22 protein-coding genes and 1 tRNA gene are annotated in these 23,268 nt (G+C 37.8%); 14 read left to right on the forward strand and 9 right to left on the reverse strand.

Annotation, left to right across the window (positions count from 1 at the left end; genetic code table 11):
• Nucleotides 1-138: 138 nt before the first annotated feature.
• Nucleotides 139-852 carry a UTRA domain-containing protein gene (locus tag DV356_RS03320; RefSeq protein WP_032823631.1) on the forward strand — a complete coding sequence of 238 codons (714 nt, stop codon included), beginning with the start codon at nucleotides 139-141 and terminating at the stop codon, nucleotides 850-852.
• Nucleotides 853-1,124: 272 nt separating this feature from the next.
• Nucleotides 1,125-1,589 carry an IS200/IS605 family transposase gene (tnpA, locus tag DV356_RS03325; RefSeq protein WP_032823630.1) on the forward strand — a complete coding sequence of 155 codons (465 nt, stop codon included), beginning with the start codon at nucleotides 1,125-1,127 and terminating at the stop codon, nucleotides 1,587-1,589.
• Nucleotides 1,590-1,700: 111 nt separating this feature from the next.
• Here the strand turns inward: tnpA and DV356_RS03330 are convergent, their stop codons facing one another.
• From DV356_RS03330 to erpA, 7 genes are all read right to left on the reverse strand, one after another.
• On the reverse strand, nucleotides 1,701-2,477 hold the full coding sequence (locus DV356_RS03330; protein WP_118806500.1) for an IS3 family transposase: 777 nt from the start codon (nucleotides 2,475-2,477) through the stop codon (nucleotides 1,701-1,703).
• Nucleotides 2,462-2,815, reverse strand: coding sequence for a helix-turn-helix domain-containing protein (locus DV356_RS03335; RefSeq protein ID WP_118806501.1), 354 nt, complete (start codon nucleotides 2,813-2,815; stop codon nucleotides 2,462-2,464). Before DV356_RS03335 ends, DV356_RS03330 begins: the two co-directional genes overlap by 16 nt.
• Nucleotides 2,816-2,891: 76 nt before the next feature.
• Complete coding sequence (argG, locus tag DV356_RS03340; RefSeq protein ID WP_118806502.1) at nucleotides 2,892-4,226, reverse strand: argininosuccinate synthase; 1,335 nt, start codon at nucleotides 4,224-4,226, stop codon at nucleotides 2,892-2,894.
• 155 nt (nucleotides 4,227-4,381) lie between these two features.
• Nucleotides 4,382-5,254: a phosphoribosylaminoimidazolesuccinocarboxamide synthase gene (locus DV356_RS03345; protein ID WP_012054745.1), complete on the reverse strand. Its 873-nt coding sequence runs from the start codon at nucleotides 5,252-5,254 to the stop codon at nucleotides 4,382-4,384.
• A 171-nt stretch (nucleotides 5,255-5,425) separates the two neighbouring features.
• A complete protein-coding gene (gene mrcB, locus DV356_RS03350) occupies nucleotides 5,426-7,771 on the reverse strand; it encodes a penicillin-binding protein 1B (protein ID WP_118806503.1) in 2,346 nt (781 codons plus the stop codon).
• A 6-nt stretch (nucleotides 7,772-7,777) separates the two neighbouring features.
• Nucleotides 7,778-8,131: a YacL family protein gene (locus DV356_RS03355; protein ID WP_005667113.1), complete on the reverse strand. Its 354-nt coding sequence runs from the start codon at nucleotides 8,129-8,131 to the stop codon at nucleotides 7,778-7,780.
• 1 nt (nucleotide 8,132) lies between these two features.
• The gene (gene erpA / locus DV356_RS03360) at nucleotides 8,133-8,474 is read right to left on the reverse strand and encodes an iron-sulfur cluster insertion protein ErpA (RefSeq protein ID WP_171034761.1); all 342 of its coding nucleotides are present in this window, start codon (nucleotides 8,472-8,474) and stop codon (nucleotides 8,133-8,135) included.
• 138 nt (nucleotides 8,475-8,612) lie between these two features.
• Here erpA and map point away from each other — a divergent pair, with 138 nt between their 5' ends.
• The 3 genes from map to wecA all read left to right on the forward strand — a co-directional run bounded on the left by map (nucleotide 8,613) and on the right by wecA (nucleotide 13,246).
• Complete coding sequence (gene map, locus DV356_RS03365) at nucleotides 8,613-9,419, forward strand: type I methionyl aminopeptidase (RefSeq protein ID WP_005649958.1); 807 nt, start codon at nucleotides 8,613-8,615, stop codon at nucleotides 9,417-9,419.
• Between the two features lie 93 nt (nucleotides 9,420-9,512).
• A complete protein-coding gene (glnD, locus tag DV356_RS03370) occupies nucleotides 9,513-12,104 on the forward strand; it encodes a bifunctional uridylyltransferase/uridylyl-removing protein GlnD (RefSeq protein ID WP_118806504.1) in 2,592 nt (863 codons plus the stop codon).
• Nucleotides 12,105-12,178: 74 nt separating this feature from the next.
• Nucleotides 12,179-13,246: a UDP-N-acetylglucosamine--undecaprenyl-phosphate N-acetylglucosaminephosphotransferase gene (wecA, locus tag DV356_RS03375; RefSeq protein ID WP_005688044.1), complete on the forward strand. Its 1,068-nt coding sequence runs from the start codon at nucleotides 12,179-12,181 to the stop codon at nucleotides 13,244-13,246.
• Nucleotides 13,247-13,377: 131 nt separating this feature from the next.
• Here wecA and DV356_RS03380 read toward each other — a convergent pair.
• A tRNA-Gly gene (locus tag DV356_RS03380) sits at nucleotides 13,378-13,453 on the reverse strand.
• A gap of 93 nt (nucleotides 13,454-13,546) precedes the next feature.
• Nucleotides 13,547-14,095 (reverse strand): oligoribonuclease, encoded by a 549-nt coding sequence (gene orn / locus DV356_RS03385; protein WP_005694199.1) that lies wholly within the window; start codon nucleotides 14,093-14,095, stop codon nucleotides 13,547-13,549.
• Nucleotides 14,096-14,165: 70 nt separating this feature from the next.
• On the opposite strand from orn, the gene rsgA reads away from it, so the two are divergent.
• The 9 genes from rsgA (at nucleotide 14,166) to DV356_RS03430 (ending at nucleotide 23,240) form a co-directional block, all read left to right on the forward strand.
• The gene (rsgA, locus tag DV356_RS03390) at nucleotides 14,166-15,206 is read left to right on the forward strand and encodes a small ribosomal subunit biogenesis GTPase RsgA (RefSeq protein WP_118806505.1); all 1,041 of its coding nucleotides are present in this window, start codon (nucleotides 14,166-14,168) and stop codon (nucleotides 15,204-15,206) included.
• Nucleotides 15,207-15,365: 159 nt separating this feature from the next.
• Nucleotides 15,366-15,623, forward strand: coding sequence for a phosphocarrier protein Hpr (ptsH, locus tag DV356_RS03395; protein WP_040033977.1), 258 nt, complete (start codon nucleotides 15,366-15,368; stop codon nucleotides 15,621-15,623).
• A gap of 79 nt (nucleotides 15,624-15,702) precedes the next feature.
• Nucleotides 15,703-17,430, forward strand: a complete 1,728-nt coding sequence (ptsI, locus tag DV356_RS03400; RefSeq protein WP_118806506.1) for a phosphoenolpyruvate-protein phosphotransferase PtsI — start codon at nucleotides 15,703-15,705, stop codon at nucleotides 17,428-17,430.
• 59 nt (nucleotides 17,431-17,489) lie between these two features.
• Complete coding sequence (gene crr / locus DV356_RS03405; RefSeq protein ID WP_005654343.1) at nucleotides 17,490-17,990, forward strand: PTS glucose transporter subunit IIA; 501 nt, start codon at nucleotides 17,490-17,492, stop codon at nucleotides 17,988-17,990.
• 182 nt (nucleotides 17,991-18,172) lie between these two features.
• On the forward strand, nucleotides 18,173-18,385 hold the full coding sequence (locus DV356_RS03410; RefSeq protein ID WP_005649971.1) for a hypothetical protein: 213 nt from the start codon (nucleotides 18,173-18,175) through the stop codon (nucleotides 18,383-18,385).
• A 114-nt stretch (nucleotides 18,386-18,499) separates the two neighbouring features.
• A complete protein-coding gene (locus DV356_RS03415; RefSeq protein WP_005654345.1) occupies nucleotides 18,500-18,865 on the forward strand; it encodes a YgiW/YdeI family stress tolerance OB fold protein in 366 nt (121 codons plus the stop codon).
• Between the two features lie 64 nt (nucleotides 18,866-18,929).
• Nucleotides 18,930-19,595, forward strand: coding sequence for a response regulator (locus tag DV356_RS03420; RefSeq protein WP_014550655.1), 666 nt, complete (start codon nucleotides 18,930-18,932; stop codon nucleotides 19,593-19,595).
• Complete coding sequence (gene qseC, locus DV356_RS03425) at nucleotides 19,592-20,947, forward strand: quorum sensing histidine kinase QseC (RefSeq protein WP_118806507.1); 1,356 nt, start codon at nucleotides 19,592-19,594, stop codon at nucleotides 20,945-20,947. The genes DV356_RS03420 and qseC overlap by 4 nt, the downstream gene beginning before the upstream one ends.
• Before the next feature lie 265 nt (nucleotides 20,948-21,212).
• Nucleotides 21,213-23,240: a BCCT family transporter gene (locus tag DV356_RS03430; RefSeq protein WP_112103244.1), complete on the forward strand. Its 2,028-nt coding sequence runs from the start codon at nucleotides 21,213-21,215 to the stop codon at nucleotides 23,238-23,240.
• The last annotated feature ends 28 nt before the right edge of the window (nucleotides 23,241-23,268 follow it).

A 23,268-nucleotide genomic window follows, 5' to 3' on the forward strand; every position in this document is an offset into this window, starting at 1 on the left:
GCAATAACTTTTACGTAAAAGATTAAATCATTTTCGTAAAAGAGTGATATTTATCACATTTTGTACGTATAACATTTTGGGTTTTATGATATGCTATAGCTATACCTATGGAACGAATGGTAGATAAAAGGATTAAAAATGAGCAAGTACAAGAAGGTTTATAACGACATAAAAAGCCAAATTAACCATGGTAATTTTTCACCGTTACAAGAGCTTCCTAGTGAAAATGAACTCATGCAGAGTTATGGTTTTTCTAAAGACACCATTCGAAAAGCGCTTTCTTTACTTGAAATTGATGGCTATATTCAAAAGCAACAAGGCCGAAATTCAATTGTTTTAGAGCATGACTTATCTAAGCCACAAATGCTTTCTGAAATTAAAACCGTTAGCGAATTAAACAGTGCCTCTACACACCAAGTAAAAACCACATTAACCAGCTTGTATATTGTGCAAGGCGAAGAAGAATTGATGGATATTTTTAACGTCAACGATCAGATCGATTTCTACCGCATTGCTCGTCTCCGTGAAATTGATGGTGAAGCGGTTGAGCATGAAGTGTCTTATTTTGATCGCCGTATCGTGCCGTTTATTAGCCGAGAAATCGCAGAACACTCTATTTATCACTACCTGGAAAACGAATTAAAATTAAAAATTAGCCACTCACAACGAAAAATTGTCTTTCGTTATGCAAATGAAGAAGAAAAAAATGCGATAAATCTTGGTGAGTATGCCATGGTCGTAAATGTGACGAGCACGACTTATTTGGCTGATGGTCGACCGTTTCAATATGGGAGTATTAGCTACCGACCAGATAAAATTGCGTTTACATCAACAGCAAAACGGCATGTCTAGTTCTTTTGTAAATGATAAGTTGTGATTAAAAAATTCATAAAAAAAGAGCGGTCAATTTTGATCTGACCCCAAAAATTTGGACTATTCACATAAGGACTGAAGACGATATTGTATCGGACTCAGTCCTTTTAATTATAGCCAGACGAAAGTCTGGCTATAAAAACCATATGCTATGCGTATGGAGCCAAATAGCTTAAGCGATGAACAGAAAAAATCCTCGCTATATAATGAACAAGGCTGACAACCAAAATTCAACATATAGGAGGATTATCATGGTAAGTAAAACCAGTGACGATTCAAGTCTATCACACACAAAATGGAACTGTAAGTATCACATTGTATTTATCCCGAAGTACAGAAGAAAAGCAATTTATGGAAAGTTAAGAGCAGATATAGGTCAAATATTGAGGCAGCTATGTGACTATAAAAATGTGGAGATAATAGAAGCGCATGCAATGCCAGACCATATCCATATGCTCTTAAAAATCTCACCTAAAATATCCGTATCAGGTTTTATGGGCTACCTGAAGGGGAAATCAGCGCTAATGATTTTTGAAAGACACGCGAACTTAAAATATAGATATGGAAATAGGCATTTCTGGGCGAAAGGATTTTTTGTAAGCACAGTAGGGTTAAATATAAAAGTAGTAGAGGATTATATAAGAAACCAAGAAAAAGAAGATATGGTTCAAGATAATTTATCAACGAAAGAACATGTTGCCCCCTTTAAGGGGTAATCAAGGAAATAATTAGACGCGGTTGTCAGTTCTCACAAGCCCCTTGAGGGGATTGTGATGTATAGGCCCTTATAGGGGAGTCTAAAAACCGCACGTTTTACGTGCGGATTGTTATTTTAGTTGAATCCGCCGGTGATTATAGTAATCCAAATAATCCCTGACAGCATCAACTATCTCTTCTTTTGTTTTAAATTCCCGACCATAAAAGCATTCTGTTTTTAATCGTCCAAAGAAACTTTCCATCGCGGCATTGTCCAAGCAATTCCCTTTTCTCGACATACTTTGAATGATGCCATGTTCAGCCAAGATTCGACGATAAGCTACCATTTGATATTGCCATCCCTGGTCTGAATGTAAAATGACACCACAAGCTTTATTTAATCCTTTAACGGCTTGCATTAACATGTCCTCTACTTGCGCCCAGTTTGGGGAATAGCTGAGATTATAGGAGACTATCTCATTGTTAAATAAGTCTAAAATAGGGGATAAATAGACTTTACTCCCATCTTTCGCTTTAAACTCGGTGATATCAGTTACCCATTTTTGTTTCGGGGCTGTTGCACTAAAATCGCGTTCAAGATGATTCGGTGCTATCACCCCTATCGTGCCTCGATAGGTGGTAAATTTCTTGCTCTTTCTTGACCGCACTTGAAGCCCAAGTGCCTGCATTAAGCGTTGGACTTTTTTATGATTCACGCCTGGCAAGCAGGCATGAACACGTCGATAACCATAATCAGGATGATTGGCTTTGATGCGTTGAATGGTCTTTTTCAACAACTCATCCTTATCCGGTTTAATCTGAAGTTTCGCAAAAAACGTACTACGCGCTAACTGTGCAAAGTCTAAAAGCCATTTTAACGGATAGCGTGTTCTTAACCTTTGGATAATTTCTGTTGCTCGGCTTCGTCCTGAAGTCTGAGCCTTCTCAACTCCTTTAGGTAGGCTACCTCCGCTTCAAGCTGTAAAATTCTCAAACGTAAACGCTCTTCTTCATTTTTGGGTGGCGGAGGCATTCTGGCATATTTGGGTTTCATTGGCGGTCGTCCTGATGGTTTGCGGGGAATCAGTCCTTTTATGCCACTTTTTTCAAACCGTTTCAACCATGTCCCGACTAAGGCGTTGGAAGGAATATTGTAAAAACGCGCCGCTTCTCTGATACTCATTTTTCGATTCAGAATAGGTTGGAGAGCCTGTAATTTAAATTCGATTGTGTAGTGTTTACCCATAAAAAATCTGCACCTCAATTGTTGGTTTGTTGAGTCCAACTTTTGGGGTGCAGATCATTTTCACCGCACTTTTATCTTATTTCTTGCCTAATTGTGGCAATACGGAATCTTTAATTGCGCTTAATAAACCTGTTTGTGCATAGATGCCAAGTTTACCTCGGGTGTCTGATACATCTAAATTACGCATTGTTAATTGACCGATACGATCAATTGGATCAAATGGTGCTTCTTCCACTTTTTCCATACTTAAACGCTCTGCTTCGTAGGTTAAGTTTGGCGATTCGGTATTTAAAATTGTGAAGTCGTTACCACGACGAAGTTCAAGGGTTACTGTGCCTGTAATTGCTTTTGCCACCCAACGTTGTGCTGTTTCACGCAACATTAATGCTTGCGGATCAAACCAACGACCTTGATATAACAAACGACCTAAGCGAATGCCATTAATACGATATTGTTCGATGGTATCTTCATTGTGAATACCTGTGACTAAACGTTCGTAAGCGATATGCAATAATGCCATTCCTGGTGCTTCATAAATACCACGAGATTTGGCTTCAATAATACGATTTTCGATTTGGTCTGACATTCCTAAACCGTGACGCCCACCAATACGATTGGCTTCTAGAATAAGATCAACAGCATTATCAAAATGTTTGCCATTTAATGCCACAGGCACGCCATCTTCAAAAGTGACTGTGACTGTTTCAGGTTTAATTTCAACCTTTTCATCCCAAAATGCGACACCCATAATCGGCTTAACAATTTTCATTCCTGTGCTTAATTGTTCTAAGTCTTTTGCTTCATGGGTTGCACCCAGCATGTTGGAATCAGTGGAATAGGCTTTTTCAACGGACATTTTATAGTCAAAACCATTTTCAATAAGAAATTGAGACATTTCTAAACGACCGCCAAGTTCTTCAATAAATTGTACATCTAACCAAGGTTTATAGATTTTTAAATTCGGGTTCGTTAATAAACCATAACGATAGAAACGTTCAATATCATTCCCTTTGAAAGTGGAGCCGTCGCCCCAAATGTTTACATCATCTTCTTTCATTGCTGCTACAAGCATTGTGCCTGTTACGGCGCGACCAAGAGGCGTTGTATTGAAGTAAGGAATGCCGCCTGTAGAAATATGGAATGCACCACATTGAATTGCGGCAATGCCTTCATGAGCAAGCTGAGCACGACAATCAATTAAGCGAGCATTTTCAGCACCATACGCCATGGCTTTTTTAGGGATTGCGTTGTAATCATCTTCATCGGGTTGCCCTAAATTAGCGGTGTAGGCATAAGGCACTGCGCCTTTTTGACGCATCCAAAGTAATGCTGCACTAGTGTCTAAACCACCAGAGAAAGCGATCCCTACTTTTTGTCCTTTAGGTAAATTCTGTAGAATAGTATTTGACATATATTTTCCTTACTAATAATTAGAATTGAATAAATAATCGATTTTTGCGAATAAAAAATCGACAGAGTATAACCGCACTTTTCCTCTTTGTCTAGTGTTTTGTACATTAAAAGCAAAAATCTTTATTTAGCTTTGTGCATAAAAAATCCTAATTTTCATTTTGTTAATAAATCCAGTGCTTCTTGATATTTATCAACGGTTTTCTGAATAATATTTTCTGGCACTTTTGGTACGGGAGCTTGTTTATTCCAGCCGCTATTTTCTAACCAATCGCGCACAAATTGTTTATCGAATGATGGGGGATTTGTTCCTGCTTGGTAAGTATCCACAGACCAAAAACGGCTAGAATCTGGCGTTAATACTTCGTCCATTAAAGTGAGCGTGCCATTTTCATCTAAACCAAATTCAAATTTTGTGTCACAAATAATAATCCCTTTAGTGAGTGCATATTCTGCAGCCACGGTATAAAGTGCGATAGCTTTTTCTTTTACTTGTGCGGCTAAATCAGCCCCGATAAGTTTTTCGCATTCTGCATAGCTGATATTTATATCGTGGTTGCCAACTTCTTCTTTGCTTGATGGCGTGAAAATAGCTTCGGGTAATTTACTCGCTTCCACCAAGCCTTCAGGCAATTTTAATCCGCAAATCGTGCCAGTTTGTTTGTAATCTTTTAAACCACTGCCAGTTAAATAACCACGTACGATAGATTCAATTTTAATGGGATTCAAACGTTTACACACGACGGCGCGATCTCTGATTAAATCCGCTTCTTCTTTTGGTAACACATCATAAACGCTGTCGCCAGTGAAATGATTGGGCATAATGTGAGCAAGTTTATTAAACCAAAAATTGGAAATTTGAGTTAGGATTTCGCCTTTTCGTGGAATGGGATCATCTAAAATAACATCAAAGGCAGATAAGCGGTCAGAAGCAACCATTAGCATGCGTTTATCATCGATTTCATAGAGATCGCGTACTTTGCCTGAATAGATTTTTTTTAGACTTAAAATAGGGAGTTGTTGTGTCATCGTTTTGCACCTGTATGAAAGTAAAAACTGGCGCGTATTGTACCGCACTTTTAAATCAAATAAAGCAAACGTTTGCTATTTTTAAAAAGAAATAAAAATCCTCTGAAATGTTAGGGGAAGTATAGGGGGAAAATGTTTATTATTGGAAATTTAGTAAATCCTACGGCTTAATTATTGAGCGGGTGGATTGGGATTATCCAATACGTCCCACAGGCTTTCTTGTGGTGGTGTTTCTGCTTCAGTTGTTGGCGTGAGAGAGGGAGATGATGTTTCGCCACAGAAATTCTGACCATTATTTAGCCAAACAGGAATTGTTCGATAACTCTCACAATCCCAGTCACCGTATTGATTTATCCCCACCCATTTCACTGTTGTAGGGGGAGTAATTGCTAATTTTTCAATATTTGTACGGTTTAAATAATCTTTATAAATTTGCAATGCGCCAGAAGCACCAGTCAGTTTTGTTTCGCCATTATCATCGCGACCAAGCCAGACGGTGCTGATATTTTTTCCGTCAATTCCCACAAACCACGTATCGCGTGATTCATTGGTTGTGCCTGTTTTGCCTGCTAAATGTAAATCAGCGTAATCCTTTTGCAAACTGCGAGCTGTACCACGTTCAACCGTTTGTTGCATTGCAAATAAGGTTTGGAATGCCGCTTCTTGTGGCACCACTTGTTTTGCACTTTTATCGTGTTGAAAAATTAGGTTACCTTGACGATCTGCAATACTATCGACGGTTGTAAGCGCAATTCTCCCACCTTGATTGGCAAGGGTTTGATAAAGTTTTGTGACATCATAAGGCGAAATGCTATAAGAACCGAGCAACATCGCAGGCACTTTAGGAATTTCCACGTTGTCCCAGCCCATCGCTTTTTGCGTGTCAATAACTTTGCTCAAGCCAACTTTCATTCCAATATTCACAGTAGGAATATTTAAAGAACGGGCTAAGGCATCCATTAACATTACAGAATCACTATATTTTTTGTCATAGTTGCGTGGCTGCCACGGCGGGCTACCTTTGACATTAATTGTTATTGGTTGGTTATTAATTGGGGTATTCAAACGGAACTGTTCTGGGTTAGAAAGTGCGGTCAAATAAATAGAAGGTTTTACTAAAGAGCCAATCTGACGTTTTGCCATTAATGCACGATTAAAGCCTGCATATTGCGTTTGTAAACCGCCAACTACTGCACGAATTTCGCCTGTGCGATGATCCGTTATAATCATCGCTCCCTCTAAATGGGGATTTTTCATTTTCAGTTGTAATTGCGAAACGGTATTGCCCACGGCATTTTCTGCTTGAGCTTGTTGTTTTAAATCCATTGTGGAAAAAATACGTGCACCAAGTAAGCTCGATATTTTGTGTTCGCCCAGTTCGCGGCGTAAATCCGCCTGTAAAGTTTGAATAAATGCAGGATATTTACGCGAGATTTGCCCTTTCTTTTGCACACCTAAAGGTCGCTGACTTAATAATTGATAAAGTTCATCGCCGATCATTTTATGTTCAAGCATTAGCCTTAAAACAATGTTGCGACGTTCGAGCGCGTTTTGTGGATTACGCCATGGATTATAAAGTGAAGGGCCTTTGACCATACCCACTAAAAGGGCAATTTGATCTAAGCTAATTTCACGAATCGAACGTCCAAAATAAAATTGACTGGCTAATTCAAAACCGTGAATTTGCGTATCGCCATTTTGCCCGAGATAAATTTCATTGAGATAGGTTTCGAGAATTCGGTTTTTATCGTAACGCCAATCTAAAACCAATGACATCAAGGCTTCGTTGGCTTTGCGTGTAATGGTGCGTTCGCGCGATAAAAATAAATTTTTGACTAATTGTTGAGTGAGCGTACTGCCACCCTGTACCGTTTGACCAGCACGAATATTCGCAATTAATGCACGTAAAATCCCCACTGGATTAATGCCATTATGTTCATAAAAGCGGCGATCTTCCGTTAAAATTAATGTATCAATTAATAAACGGGGATAATTTTGTAAAGGAATAGCAAGGCGATCTTCGTTGTCTGATTGCAACATCGCAATCAACTTTGGTGCAAGACGAAATTCATCAACAGTTTTGACTGTGACTAAATCTTCAATGCGAGATAACTTATTATGGCTAAAACGCAAGCGTAAAACTCGCTGAGGCTCTGCTTTATCGGGGAAAGGAAAAGCGCGGCGAAGCACTACAATGCTATCATCTTCTAATTTGAAATCGCCAGGGGCGGCAACCATGGTCGTTTGGCGATATTCGTTATCTAATAAAATTTGAATGACTTCATCAAAAGCGAGATTATCGGCAATTTTCACACTTTCTAATCGACTATAAACTTCCGCAGGCAAATGCCAAATTTGACCGTCCATTTTAGAACGAATTTGCCAATCGAGATAACCGCCGTAAAAAATCGTTAAGACAAGTGCTGTGAAGCTAAATTTAAGTAAAAAACCTTTAAAAGTGCGGTTATTTTTTGGCGTGTTTTTCGATGATTTTTTAGCGGAGTGTTGAGAAGTCATAGTGAGTTAAGCAATAAAATCAACATAAGATTGGAGAAAATGAATAAAATCTTGCGTACCGCAAAAAGCAAGGCTTTCTTCGTCATAATAATGAAAATCGTCTTCCAGAATTTCATCGGTTTCAATGGCGAGATTGTTGGCGCGCACCATTACTTCATCAGCATTTAAAAATAACGTATATTCCGCACCAATTAAGACTTTTTCTTGATTTTCAATAAGTGATTTTGCAGTAGAAAGTGCGGTTAAAATCTTGTCTGAATTTGACCGCACTTCTGTGTTGAACCAGTTAGCAAGGGCAATGTGTTCCATTGAACATTTGACGGATACATTGCCTTGATAATGTGTAAATTGAAAATCCATTTTAGATACTAAAGGATGAACCACAGCCACAAGTGCTGGTAGCATTTGGATTATTTACAGTAAAACGTGAACCCTCTAAACCTTCTGTGTAATCGACAGTGCCACCAATTAAATACTGTAAGCTCATCGGGTCAATCACAAGTTGAACCCCTGATTTTTCAATGGTTAAATCGCCGTCATTGACTTTTTCATCAAAGGTAAAACCATATTGGAAACCGCTGCAACCACCCCCTGTGATATACACGCGTAATTTCAAATCAGTATTTTCTTCTTCGCTGATTAAACTTTTTACTTTATTTGCCGCTGCATCAGTAAATGTCAGTGGCACCGCCATATCATCTATCATAACTATTTCCTACTTTCCTAAAATTTCAATCTCGCCATTATCTAATAACCCTTTACTCCATTCAAGTGCAATCCAGTTTTTTCCTAGAAATCGTGCTATAATCTCGCAAAGTTTTTTCAAAAAAGCGAGATAAAAATGGCTATTCCAATTAGAACTGAAAAAGAAATTGTAAAGTTACGTGAGGCATGCAAATTGGCTTCCGATGTGCTGGTAATGATTGAACCTTACGTAAAAGCAGGCGTAACCACAGGCGAACTTGATCGCATTTGCCATGAATATATGGTAAATGAACAAAAGGTTATCCCTGCGTGTTTGAATTATCACGGTTTCCCAAAGGCTACCTGTATTTCCATTAACGAAGTCGTTTGTCACGGTATTCCAAGTGACGATAAAGTGTTAAAAAATGGCGATATTGTGAATATTGATGTTACCGTGATTAAAGACGGTTATTTTGGCGATAACTCAAAAATGTATATTGTGGGCGGAGAAACAAATATTCGTAGTAAAAAGTTAGTGGAAGCGGCACAAGAAGCATTATATGTTGGGATACGCACTGTAAAACCCGATATTCGTTTAAATGAAATAGGTAAAGCCGTGCAAAAATATACGGAAAGCCAGACTTTCAGCGTTGTGCGTGAATATTGCGGACACGGCGTTGGTACGGAATTTCACTGCGAACCTCAAGTATTGCATTATTATGCCGATGATGGCGGCGTGATTTTAAAACCCGGAATGGTGTTTACCATTGAGCCAATGATTAATGCAGGCAAAAAAGAAGTGCGCGTAATGGGAGATGGTTGGACAGTAAAAACCAAAGATCGCAGCCATTCAGCACAATACGAACATCAACTTGTTGTCACGGAAACTGGTTGTGAAGTAATGACTATCCGCGATGAAGAAATTGCAGAAGGTCGAATTTCACGGATTATGGTGAATGTGTAATTGACATAAAATTATAAGATAAGGGCGTAGATATACGCCCTTTTTGTTTTTCTTTATAATAAAACGACTTCGATCTAACAAAAGGCAATTCATATGCTGTTTTCTCCGACACTATCTTCTCCTTTAACGCCAAGTGCGGTCAAAATTGAACGAGAAAATCTCAAGCAATTTGAGCTCGAGAATTTTTCTTGTTATTCCATTTTTGAGCTTATTGAAAATCGCTGTGATTTTTATGATGCCTTATTGATTCAACTTTGGCAGGAAATGGGATTAAGTGAACAGCAAGGCATTCCTTTAATTGCGGTGGGCGGTTATGGACGGCGTGAGATGTTTCCTTTGTCGGATTTAGATTTTTTGATTTTAGTCGAGCAAACCCCAAGCCCTGAGATTGAAGAAAAAATTACTCAATTTATCCAGTTTTTATGGGATTGCGGTTTTGAGGTGGGAAATAGTGTTCGAACCTTAGCACAATGCAAATCGGAAGGGAAACAAGATATTACGATTGCCACCAATTTATTAGAAGCAAGATTTCTCACTGGAAATCGACCGCACTTTGATGCGCTAAATGAATTGGTAAAACGTGCTGATTTTTGGTCGAAAGAGGATTTTTTTAATGCCAAAGTGCAAGAGCAAATAGAACGTTATCAGCGTTATCACAATACGGCTTATAACCTTGAGCCAGATATTAAGTTCAGCCCTGGTGGTTTGCGTGATTTGCATTTGTTGTATTGGGTGGCGTTGCACCATTCCGGGGCTTTGACCCTTGAGGCTATTTTACAAAGTGGTTTTATTTATCCTCAAGAATATCAGCAACTACAAGAAAGTCGTGCATTTTTATTTAAAGTGCGGTTCGCTTTGCATTTGATTTTGAAACGTTACGATAATCGTCTGTTGTTTGATCGCCAAATTAAAGTTAGTGAATTGTTGGGCTTTCGAGGGGAAGGCAATCCAGCTGTGGAAAAAATGATGAAATGTTTTTTCCAAGCATTGCACCGAATTTCGCTGATTAGTAATTTGTTGATTCAGCATTATCGAGAAAATGTGCTTTCATCAAATCAGGATACTGTGATTGACCAATTAGACGATGATTTTCAACTGATTAACCAATCCTTATGTTTGCGTAATAGCTTTGTTTTTCAAGAAAAACCAGCGCGAATTTTAGATCTATTCTTTTATTTAACGCAGTACAAGCAGGCGGATATTCATTCTGATACTTTGCGTCAATTACAAATTTCCTTAGATCAATTATCACAAAAATTATGCGAAATTCCTGCAGCTCGGGAAAAATTTCTGCGTTTGTTTAATCAACCTAATGCAATTAAACGTGCGTTTATGCCGATGCACCAATATGGTGTATTAACAGCTTATCTTCCGCAATGGCAAGCCATTGAGGGCTTAATGCAATTTGATTTGTTCCATATTTATACGGTGGATGAGCATACATTGCGCGTGATGTTGAAATTGGAAAGTTTTCTGTCACAGGAAAGTGAGGAAGAACACCCCATTGCTCATCGAATTTTTAGCCAACTTTCTGACCGCACTTTACTTTATATTGCGGCGTTATTCCACGATATTGCAAAAGGACGGGGCGGTGATCACGCAGAACTTGGTGCAGAAGATGTGGCAGACTTTGCACAATTACATGGTTTAGATCGTCGAGAAATTGATACCCTTGCTTGGCTCGTAAAATCCCATTTGCTGATGTCAATTACGGCGCAACGCCGTGATATTCATGATCCTGAAGTGGTTATGAATTTTACGGAAGCCGTGCAAAATCAAGTTCGATTAGATTATCTGACCTGTTTAACGGTGGCGGATATTTGTGCAACCAATGGTAATTTATGGAATAGCTGGAAACGTTCGCTTTTTGCCTCTTTATATGAATTTACAGGACGGCAATTTTCACAAGGCATGAAAGAATTGCTTGATTATTCAGAAAAATCGGCAGAAAACCGAAAACTTGCACAGCAAATTTTAACGCAGGATTATTCCGATATTGCACCAATCTCGATTGAGAAATTATGGACTCGTTGTCCTGAAGATTATTTTGTTCGTAATACGCCAAAGCAAATCGCGTGGCATACAAGTTTGCTGGTGGATTTCGTTGAGGCATTATTAGTGAAAATTAGTAATCGCTTTTCGCTTGGCGGCACGGAAGTGTTTATTTATTGCCAAGATCAACCGCACTTATTTAATAAAGTGGTGAGTACCATTGGGGCAAAAAAATTCAGTATCCACGATGCACAGATTATTACGACACAAGATGGTTATGTTTTTGATAGCCTTATCATCACAGAACTTAACGGAGAATTGGTTGAATTTGATCGTCGCCGAGAACTAGAGCAAGTCCTAACATTAGCCCTTCAAAGTGAAAAATTACCCGCACTTTCTATTGTGCCTAATCGCCAGCTTCAACATTTTACTGTACAAACCGATGTGCGTTTTTTACAGGAAAACAAAAAAGAACATACTCAAATGGAACTGGTTGCCTTGGATAAAGCAGGGTTATTAGCCCAAGTGAGCCAGATTTTTACTGAGTTAAATCTAAATTTATTAAATGCGAAAATTACCACCGTAGGCGAAAAAGCCGAGGATTTTTTTATTTTGACGAACCAATTTGGGCAAGCTCTGGATTCTCAACAAAGAGAAATATTACGTAACGTGCTGTATCGAAATATTGGATAGTCCTTTTTATAAAAATATATTTCTAGGTAAATTTGCCTTATGTTATCCTTTACAAAAAATTTTAGGGTCACACTATGCTGAGTATTTTTGTTACTTTTCTTGGCGCATTTTTAACATTGATTGTGATGCGACCTCTTGCCAATTGGATTGGATTAGTTGATAAGCCAAACTATCGTAAACGTCATCAAGGCACAATTCCACTAATCGGTGGCGTATCGCTTTTTGTTGGAAATCTTTGCTATTATTTGATGGAATGGGATCAACTTCGATTACCGTATCTTTATTTGTTCAGTATTTTTGTTTTATTGGCGATTGGGATTTTAGATGATCGCTTTGATATTAGCCCTTTTTTAAGAGCAGGCATTCAAGCAATATTGGCGATTTTAATGATCGATCTTGGGAATATTTATCTTGATCATCTTGGTCAAATTTTAGGGCCTTTCCAATTAACGCTTGGTTCAATTGGTTTGATTATTACCGTCTTTGCTACTATTGCGATTATTAATGCCTTTAATATGATTGATGGTATTGATGGATTGCTCGGTGGGCTTTCTTGTGTTTCTTTTGCGGCGATTGGTATTTTAATGTATCGAGATGGGCAAATGGATATGGCGCATTGGAGTTTTGCTTTAATCGTATCGATTTTACCTTATTTGATGCTCAATCTAGGGATTCCATTTGGACCAAAATATAAGGTGTTTATGGGGGATGCCGGGAGTACATTAATTGGCTTTACTATTATTTGGATTTTGTTATTAAGTACGCAAGGAAAAGGGCATCCTATGAATCCAGTAACCGCACTTTGGATTATTGCGATTCCTTTGATTGATATGGTTGCGATTATTTATCGCCGTGTACGTAAAGGTAAAAGCCCATTCCGTCCAGATCGTTTACATGTTCATCATTTAATGGTAAGAGCGGGTTTAACATCAAGACAAGCCTTTTTATTGATTACGTTTGTTTCTGCAGTTTGTGCAACTATCGGTATTTTAGGGGAAGTTTATTATGTGAATGAGTGGGCGATGTTTGTTGGCTTTTTCATTTTATTTTTCCTTTATGTCTATTCAATTACGCATGCATGGCGAATTACCCGTTGGGTAAGAAGAATGAAACGTCGTGCCAAACGGTTGAAGAAAGCATAAAAAATAAAGGCTTGTGTTATTAAATCACAAGCCTTTATTTTTTGAGAAAATTCACCGCACTTTTTAACATTTTGATGATCTATTTTTGTAGATAGAAAAAATCCCCAGCCTTTTGGCTAGGGATTGAAATTTGGAGCGGGAAACGAGGCTCGAACTCGCGACCCCGACCTTGGCAAGGTCGTGCTCTACCAACTGAGCTATTCCCGCAGTTCACATCAGTGAATGAGCCCACATTATACAAATATTTTTAGGGCTTGCAAGGGCAATTTCATAAAAAGAAATTTTTTGTTGAAGTTTTCGTCAATCTAATTTCATGAAGTGTTCGCGATAATAAGCCAGCTCTTTAATGGATTCTCGAATATCATCTAGCGCTAAATGCGTATTCTCTTTTTTAAAGCCTTCTAAAATTTCAGGTTTCCAACGTGCTGCAAGTTCTTTTAATGTGCTCACGTCTAAATGGCGATAATGAAAATAATCGGCTAAATCTGGCATATATTTCACTAAGAAGCGTTTATCTTGGGCAATGCTGTTACCGCAAATTGGCGATGCACCTTTGGGAACCCATTTTTTTAAAAAGTCTAAGGTTTGTAATTCTGCTGCTCGTTCGGTAAGTTTGCTGGCTTTTATGCGTTCAATTAAGCCGTTTTCACTATGCGTTTTTTGGCACCAATCATTCATTTTATTGAGTAATTCATCAGACTGATGAACCGCTAATACTGGACCTTCTGCCAAAATATTTAAATTTTTATCTGTCACAATAGTCGCAATTTCAATAATACGTTCTTTTTCCGGATCTAAACCGGTCATTTCTAAATCAATCCAAATAAGATTTTGTTTATCGAATGACATAATATCAGGTATCCTATGCAAAAATTTTTTTCATTTTACCAAAAACAAGGGAAAAAACGACCGCACTTTTATGGCTAAACGTAAATTAACTCAAAACCAAACCAGAAGAATTCAATCGAATAATGCGAAAACATTACATCGCCATAAGAAAAAAGACATTGAATGGTCAGATGAAATGCTTGGCGAATCACAAGAAGGCGTTGTGGTCACACGTTATTCGATTCATGCAGATGTCGAAAATGAACAAGGCGAAATTTATCGTTGTAATTTGCGTCGTACCTTGTCGAGTTTGGTGGTGGGAGATAAAGTTGTTTGGCGTAAAGGCAATGAACAATTACAAGGTGTGAGAGGCGTGATTGAAGCGATCCATCCCCGAGAAAATGAAATTTCCCGCCCTGATTATTATGATGGTTTGAAACCTATTGCGGCGAATATTAATCGTATTATTATTGTATCAGCAGTGTTGCCAACGCTTTCCTTAAATATTATCGATCGTTATCTTGTTGTGTGTGAAATTGCGGGAATCACGCCTCTCATTGTTTTGAATAAAGTGGATTTACTGGCGCAGGAACAGCGTCAAGAAATTGAAGACCAACTTAAAATTTACCAAGATATTGGCTATGAAATTTTAATGATTTCAGCAAAGAGCGGTGAAAATATGGAAAAATTGACCGCAATTTTGGCACAAGGCACGGCGATTTTTGTTGGGCAATCTGGTGTTGGTAAATCGAGTTTAATTAATCATATTTTGCCTAGCGTAAACGCTCAAGTAGGGGATGTGAGCGAAACATCAGGGTTAGGGCAGCATACCACGACATCGTCACGTCTTTACCATTTGCCACAAGGCGGTAATTTAATTGATTCGCCCGGAATTAGAGAATTTGGGCTTTGGCATTTAGATGCAGAGCAAATCACAAAAGGCTATCGAGAATTTCAATATGTTTTGGGCACCTGTAAATTCCGTGATTGTAAACATTTGAGCGATCCAGGGTGTGCGTTGCGTGAAGCCGTTGAGCAAGGCAAAATTTCGCCTGTTCGTTATGATAACTATCATCGATTAATTGAAAGTTTAAGTGAAACAAAATCACAACGTCATTTTTCATTAGTTTAACGATTGAGATTGTGAATAATAAATAAACTATTTAGCTTATTTTTATGATTTAATTCAGGCTTTTTGGTGTTTATTCTTGATTATTTTGTTCTGAAAAAGGATACTAGGGCGACTTCCTAGTTTTTTATTTTTTAACCATTAATTAGTAGAGGTAGCATTATGTACTCAAAAGATGTTGAAATCACCGCGCCAAACGGTTTACACACTCGTCCTGCAGCACAATTTGTGAAAGAAGCGAAAGCATTTTCTTCTGATATCACAGTAACGTCTGCCGGTAAGAGCACAAGTGCAAAAAGTTTGTTTAAGCTACAAACATTAGGGTTAACACAGGGAACAGTGATTACCATTTCTGCAGAAGGTGAAGATGAGCAACAGGCTGTAGACCATTTAGTTGCTTTAATTCCAACCTTAGAATAATACTGACTTAGCCATAAAATTGAGAAATTTTATGGCTATTGTTTATCTATCCCTTTTTTAATTATTTCGGAAGGTATCTATGATTTCTGGCATTCTCGCATCCCCAGGTATTGCCTTTGGTAAGGCACTTGTTCTTAAAGAAGAAAAGATTGTTCTTGATACGCAAAAAATTACTGATGATCAAATTGACGCAGAAGTCGCTCGATTTTATGAAGGTCGAGCATTGACGGTGGAACAACTTAATTCAATCAGAGAGCGCGCATTAGTTTCTTTAGGCGAAGAAAAAGCCGCGATCTTTGAAGGTCACTTGATGATTCTTGAGGATGAGGAATTAGAAGAAGAAATTCTTGATTATCTTCGTTCAAATAAAGTCAATACCGCAGTTGCAGCGAGTAAAATTATTGATCAACAAGTCACAATGTTGTCGGAGATCGATGATGAATATTTGAAAGAGCGTGCGGGCGATATCCGTGATATTGGTAATCGTTTAATTAAAAATATTTTGGGCATGTACATAGTAGATCTTGGCGATATTCAAGAAGAATCAATTCTTGTTGCTTATGATCTGACTCCCTCAGAAACCGCCCAACTTAATCTTGAAAAAGTATTAGGAGTTGTCACTGATATTGGTGGCAGAACTTCCCATACTTCGATTATGGCGCGTTCTTTAGAATTGCCAGCGATTGTCGGCACAAATAAAGTGACTAAATTAGTCAATACGGGCGATTACTTAATTTTAGATGCGATAAATAATCAAGTTTATATTAATCCAACGCCATCTCAAATTGATGAATTAAAAGCACTTGAAGCGAAAATTTCTGAGGAAAAAGCAGAGTTAGCTAAATTAAAAGATCTTCCAGCTATTACATTGGATGGACATAAGGTTGATATCGTCGCAAATATCGGGACGATCCGTGATTGTGACGGGGCAGAACGTAATGGGGCGGAAGGGATTGGGCTATACCGAACTGAATTTTTATTTATGGATCGTGAGCAGCTTCCCACAGAAGAAGAACAATTTATAGCCTACAAACAAGTGGTAGAAGCAATGAACGGACGTTTAACCGTGCTTCGTACGATGGATATTGGTGGCGATAAAGAGCTTTCATATTTAGATTTACCAAAAGAAATGAATCCATTCTTGGGATGGCGTGCAATTCGCATTGCGTTAGATCGCCGTGAAATTTTAAATGCACAATTACGCGCGGTGTTACGTGCTTCAGCCTTTGGTAAATTGGCTGTGATGTTCCCGATGATTATTTCTGTAGAAGAAATTCGGGAATTAAAAGCGGTTATTGAAACATTAAAAGCGGAATTACGTGCAGAGGGGAGACTGTTTGATAATAATATCCAAGTTGGGGTAATGGTAGAAACCCCCTCTGCCGCGGTAAATGCAAAATTTTTAGCAAAAGAAGTAGATTTCTTTAGTATCGGTACTAACGATTTAACCCAATATACTTTGGCTGTAGATCGCGGTAATGAGTTTATTTCCCATCTTTATAATCCGATGCACCCCTCTGTGCTTGGTTTAATTAAACAAGTGATTGATGCCTCTCACGCAGAAGGAAAATGGACGGGAATGTGTGGGGAATTAGCAGGGGATGAACGTGCGACTTTATTATTGCTTGGTATGGGGTTAGATGAATTTAGTATGAGTGCGATTTCTGTACCTCGAATTAAAAAATTAATCCGTAATGTAAATTTTCAAGATGCAAAAGTGCTTGCTGATACTGCATTACAAAAACCGACTGCTGCAGAAATTGATCAATTAATTGAAGAATTTTTGCTGGAAAATTCATTAAATTAAACAAAAGTATTTGATTTTACGTTAAAATAGCAACCATCTTGAATGGATAGGAGATTAAAATGGGCTTATTTGACAAGTTATTTGGTTCAAAAGAAAACAAATCTGTGGAAGTTGAAATTTATGCACCGATCTCTGGCGAGATCGTTAATATTGAAGATGTTCCTGATGTGGTTTTCTCTGAAAAAATTGTTGGTGATGGTGTTGCTGTTCGTCCTATTGGTAACAAAATCGTTGCGCCAGTGGATGGTGTGATTGGTAAAATTTTTGAAACCAATCACGCTTTTTCAATGGAATCAAAAGAAGGCGTAGAATTATTTGTACACTTTGGTATTGATACTGTTGAGTTAAAAGGGGAAGGCTTTACTCGTATTGCGCAAGAAGGGCAATCTGTTAAGCGTGGCGATACTGTGATTGAATTTGATCTTGCGCTATTAGAATCAAAAGCAAAATCTGTCTTAACACCAATCGTAATTTCAAATATGGACGAAATTTCTTGTATCGTAAAAAAATCAGGCGAAGTAGTGGCTGGAGAATCAGTGGTATTAGCCTTAAAGAAATAATTTGTTTACGGTAAAAAAGTCCGCCTTTGTGCGGATTTTTTATTTATTATAGTTACCTAGGGTAAGTATACCCTAGGCTAATTTAAGTGCTACCCCCGTTGGGGTAGTTTGAAGTTCCTCAAAGAGGAACGACTATAATTAACCGTGGGTATACTTACGCCACGTCAGCAAAAGATTTCGCTTTGCAAAATATTCAATATGAATGTGGCGAAACACATCATTTAAAAGCACAAAGTGCGAGTATTTTATTAGTAATGAAAGGGCAGTTAAATTTACGCTCAGAAACGACCGCACTTTCTTTGAAACAAGGTAAGGTAGCTTTCATTACTGCAGGTGCGGCTTATGAAGTGGAAGGATTAATTGAAGGCTATGCAGTGGTCGCAAAATTGCCTTGATAAAGTCTTTTCAAAAAAGTATAGTCCTCTTAATCTTTTATTAAGATTTATTTGTTTTAATACACACATCCAAGCAATGGAGCTTGAAATTAACTAACTTAAAAAGGAAACGTTATGAAAAAATTTGCATTAGCAACAATCTTCGCATTAGCAACCACTTCAGCATTTGCTGGTTTTAATGGCAATAATAGTCAAGGTGGTTTTCAACAAGCAGCCCCTGCTGCAATTAGTGTAAAACAAGCTTTATCTGCGGCTGATAATTCAATGATTACTTTAGTGGGGAATATCACTCAGCAAATTGATGACGATGAGTTTTGGTTTACTGATGGGACTGGGCAAATCAAGATTGAAATTAAAAAACGCGTTTGGAATGGTTTAAACGTAGATTCTAAGGATAAAGTGAAAATTTATGGAAAATTGGATAATGAAGTCTTTGAGAAAGCGGAGCTTGATGTATTACGTATCGAAAAAGTAGAATAATCATTCTTTCAAAATGGCGGGCATTAGCTCGCTATTTTTGTTTATAAAGTGCGGTCAATTTTTTATGAGAATTTTATTGATAGAAGACGATAATCTAATCGGCAATGGGTTGCAGATTGGTTTAACCAAACTTGGTTTTGCGGTGGATTGGTTTACCGATGGAAAAACAGGAATGGCTGCTTTAACCTCTGCGCCTTATGATGCGGTGGTATTGGATTTAACCTTGCCTAAACTTGATGGATTAGATGTATTGCAACAATGGCGATCTAATCATCAAGATGTTCCCGTATTAATTTTGACTGCTCGCGATACTTTAGATGAACGAGTTAAAGGTTTACAAAGTGGTGCAGATGATTATCTTTGCAAGCCTTTTGCTTTGGCTGAAGTCGCCGCACGTTTACAAGCCCTTATTCGTCGTCGTTATGGACATCATCATTCGGTAATAGAACAGTCTGGTGTTAAGCTTGATCAGAATCAACGTTCCGTTTGGCTGAATAATCAACCCATTTCTTTAACAAGCCGTGAATATAAATTATTAGAATTATTTATGTTGAATAAAGATCGTGTGTTGTCTCGCACATCGATTGAAGAAAAATTATCCAGTTGGGATGAAGAAATTAGCAGTGGCGCATTGGATGTGCATATTTATAATTTACGCCAAAAATTGGGGAAACAATTTATTCGAACAGTACACGGTGTTGGTTATGCGCTGGGACAAGTTGAAAAATGAAAAATAGAAGTCTCACTTTGCGTCTTATTTCCGTGCTTTCTTTAACCGCACTTTTAGTTTGGTTTGGTTCTACGCTTGTGGCTTGGTGGCAAGTACGTCACGATGTGAATAAAGTTTTTGATGCACAACAAGTTCTCTTTGCCGAACGGCTCGCTAATTCTGATTTAAGTGCTATTTTGTTGGAATCTAGCACAAAGCTAGATAAAAATTCACAGTCGGCATTAAAAAAAAGTTATGACGATGATGCCTTAGCCTTTGCTATTTTTTCTCAAACAGGGAAACTTTTATTTAGTGATGGACGAAATGGAAAACGTTTTATTTTTAATAATAAAATGGGGTTTCATAATGCGAATATTTATGATGATGACGATAAATGGCGAATTTTTTGGCGTACGGCAGCTAATGGAGAATTAGTTATCGCAGTAGGGCAAGAATTAGATTACCGTGAAGATTTAATTGAAGAAATGATTTTTGGGCAAATGTGGATTTGGTTTGCCAGTTTGCCTATTTTGATCATTGTTTTAGGATGGTTGATTCATAAAGAACTTCGACCGATTAAACGTTTAAGCCAAGAAGTACAAACGAGAAAATCTGGCGATGTGTCATTGCTGAATACGGAGGGGCTACCTGTTGAGATTTTACCCTTAGTAAAAAATTTAAATCAATTTTTTGACCGCACTTCAGCTATGTTGCAACGCGAACGCCGTTTTACTTCTGATGCAGCTCACGAATTGCGTAGTCCATTGGCGGCATTGCGTATTCAAACTGAAGTTGCACAACTAGCTGGCGATGATGTAGCGTTACGAGAACAAGCACTTTTACATTTAACGCAAGGCATTGATCGGGCTTCGCAATTGATTGAACAATTATTAACGCTTTCCCGCTTGGATAATTTGCAAGCCTTAGAAACACTACAGCTGCTTGATTGGGAAGCTATTGTTCAATCATTAATTTCTGAGCGTTATTTTGTGGCAGAAAAACGTAAAATTACCTTGGTTTTTGAGAAAGAAACTGAACCAAAGCAAAAACAAGGGCAATCAATTTTAGTTTCATTGATGCTTAGAAATTTACTCGACAATGCTATTAAATATTGTCCTGAAGATACAATCGTTTCAGTAAAAATTTCATCCTCACAGATTATTATTGAGGACAATGGTGGTGGCGTTGAACCTGAAGATTTGAAAAAACTTGGACAGCGTTTTTATCGTCCAGCTGGGCAAAATGAAAAGGGAAGTGGCTTGGGGCTTTCTATTGTTATGCGAATTGCGGAATTACACGGATTTAAAGTGCGGTTAGAAAACGTTGTAAAAGAGGGGAGAAGAATTGGCTTAAAAGCAATAATATCCTTGTAGAAATGGCTTTAAAATAAATGATATTTGTGCGGTAAATTATTTTGTAAATTTTACCGCACTTTTCACTTTAGCTTTCGCTAATTTGAAATAATGGCTGTATTTTGTTAATATATACAAGTTTTTGGAAACAATCCTTCAATTCCTACTGAACGTTTCCTTCAAAATCGCATTTCTATGTGCTGTCCTTTGTAGTGGTTCCATTACACATTTTTGCCTCTAGGCAATTTTTATTAAATCTATTCACTTAATCGTTAAGGGGAAAAGTTTGTCTTTATCTCAATTTATGACAAAGAGAACGTCATTTAATCCTTTGGTAATTGGCGTTACATTATTTTTTGTGTTGTTACTGATGGCAATGATTTTTATTGCGCCAGAGCAAACACAGGCATTATTGAATCAAGCTAAAAGTGGTATTTTTGCTAATTTTAGTTGGTTTTATGTACTCACTTTTTCAGTGTTTTTAGGATTTTTATTAATTTTATCAGTCAGTAGTCTTGGCAATATAAAACTAGGGCAGGATGAAGAAGAACCTGAATTTAGTTTCTTATCTTGGCTTGCGATGTTATTTGCCGCTGGAATGGGGGTGGGGTTGATGTTTTTTGGCGTAGCAGAACCATTAACCCATTATCTTTCTGACATTACAGCAGGTTCTGCAGAACATAAACAACAAGAGGCTTTACTTCATACTCTGTTCCACTGGGGCATTCACGCGTGGGCAGTATATGGCACCATTGCTTTAGCATTAGCTTATTTTGGGTTTCGTTATAAATTACCTTTAGCGTTGCGCTCTTGTTTTTATCCTTTATTAAAAGATCGTATTAATGGCAAAATCGGCGATGCGATTGATGTTATGGCATTACTTGCCACATTGTTTGGGATTATTACTACATTAGGTTTCGGTTCATCACAGCTTGGTGCAGGACTTGAACAAATAGGTTGGATAAGCCAGAACAGCTTTGCTTTACAAGTTGGCGTTATTGTTGTGGTGATGTGTTTAGCGGTGTTTTCTGCTATTTCTGGTGTTGGAAAAGGCGTGAAAATATTAAGTGAAATTAACTTAACTTTAGCATTTTGTTTACTTCTCTTTGTTTTAATTGCAGGACCTACGTTATACCTTTTATCTGCATTTAGCGACAATATGGGGAATTATTTCAGCAATTTAGTGCAACTCAGTTTTAAAACCTATGCTTATGAACAAGAACATACTAGCTGGTTTAGTGGATGGACTGTGCTTTATTGGGCTTGGTGGTGTTCTTGGGCTCCGTTTGTGGGTTTATTTATTGCCCGTATTTCTAAAGGACGAACTATCCGTGAATTTATTTTTGGTGTATTAGTTATTCCAAGTTTATTTGGTATTTTATGGTTTACTGTTTTTGGTAATACAGCAGTATGGCTAAATGATGGCATTGCTGCGGGCGGGCTTGGCGAATTTATTTCTTCCCCAGAAATTTTATTATTTAAATTTTTAAATTATCTGCCTTTGCCAACAGTAACAGGCTTTGTGAGTTTATTAGTGATTTCATTGTTTTTTATCACTTCAGCGGATTCAGGCATTTATGTGTTAAATAATATCGCATCTCGAGATAAAAGTTTAGCTTCGCCTGCGTGGCAAGCCATAATGTGGGGAACGTTAATGTCAGTTGTTGCGATTGTACTTATGCAATCTGGTGGACTTGCTAATTTGCAAACAATGACATTAATTGTTGCCTTGCCTTTTGCTTTATTGATGTTGGTAATGTGTTTTAGTTTATGGAAAGGCTTAATTGCGGATAAAAAATATTTTTCTACTAAAGTCAATCCAACTAGCATTTTCTGGAGCGGCGATAAATGGAAATCACATTTAGAGCAAATGATGAACCAAACGCAAGAGAAAGATATTTTACGTTTTCTTAAAAATACGGCGTTACCCGCTATGCGAGAATTACGTCAAGAATTAACAGGAAAATATAATTTAAGTGTAGAAATCAACAGATTATTTGAACAAGAAGAGCCAGCTTTGGAATTGGTAATTCATAAAGAATCAATGAGAGATTTTATGTATGGTATTAGATCTGTTGGGCGAGAAGTGTCAGAGCAATTAATTAACGATGAAAATTTACCGCACATTCAGCATAGCACTACTTATGAACCTTACGCTTATTTTTTTGATGGACGAGTAGGTTACGATGTTCAATATATGGATCAAGATGAATTGATTGCTGATATGTTGAAACAATATGAACGTTATTTAAGTTTGCTTGATGATGTGGGTCAGGAACTAATGGCACACGAGCAAACCGAATTAGCAGAGTAATCGATTTAAAGGTGCAACGTGTGCCTCG

The organism is Haemophilus influenzae (assembly GCF_003494325.1).
In the GTDB taxonomy this organism is placed as follows: domain Bacteria; phylum Pseudomonadota; class Gammaproteobacteria; order Enterobacterales; family Pasteurellaceae; genus Haemophilus; species Haemophilus influenzae_I.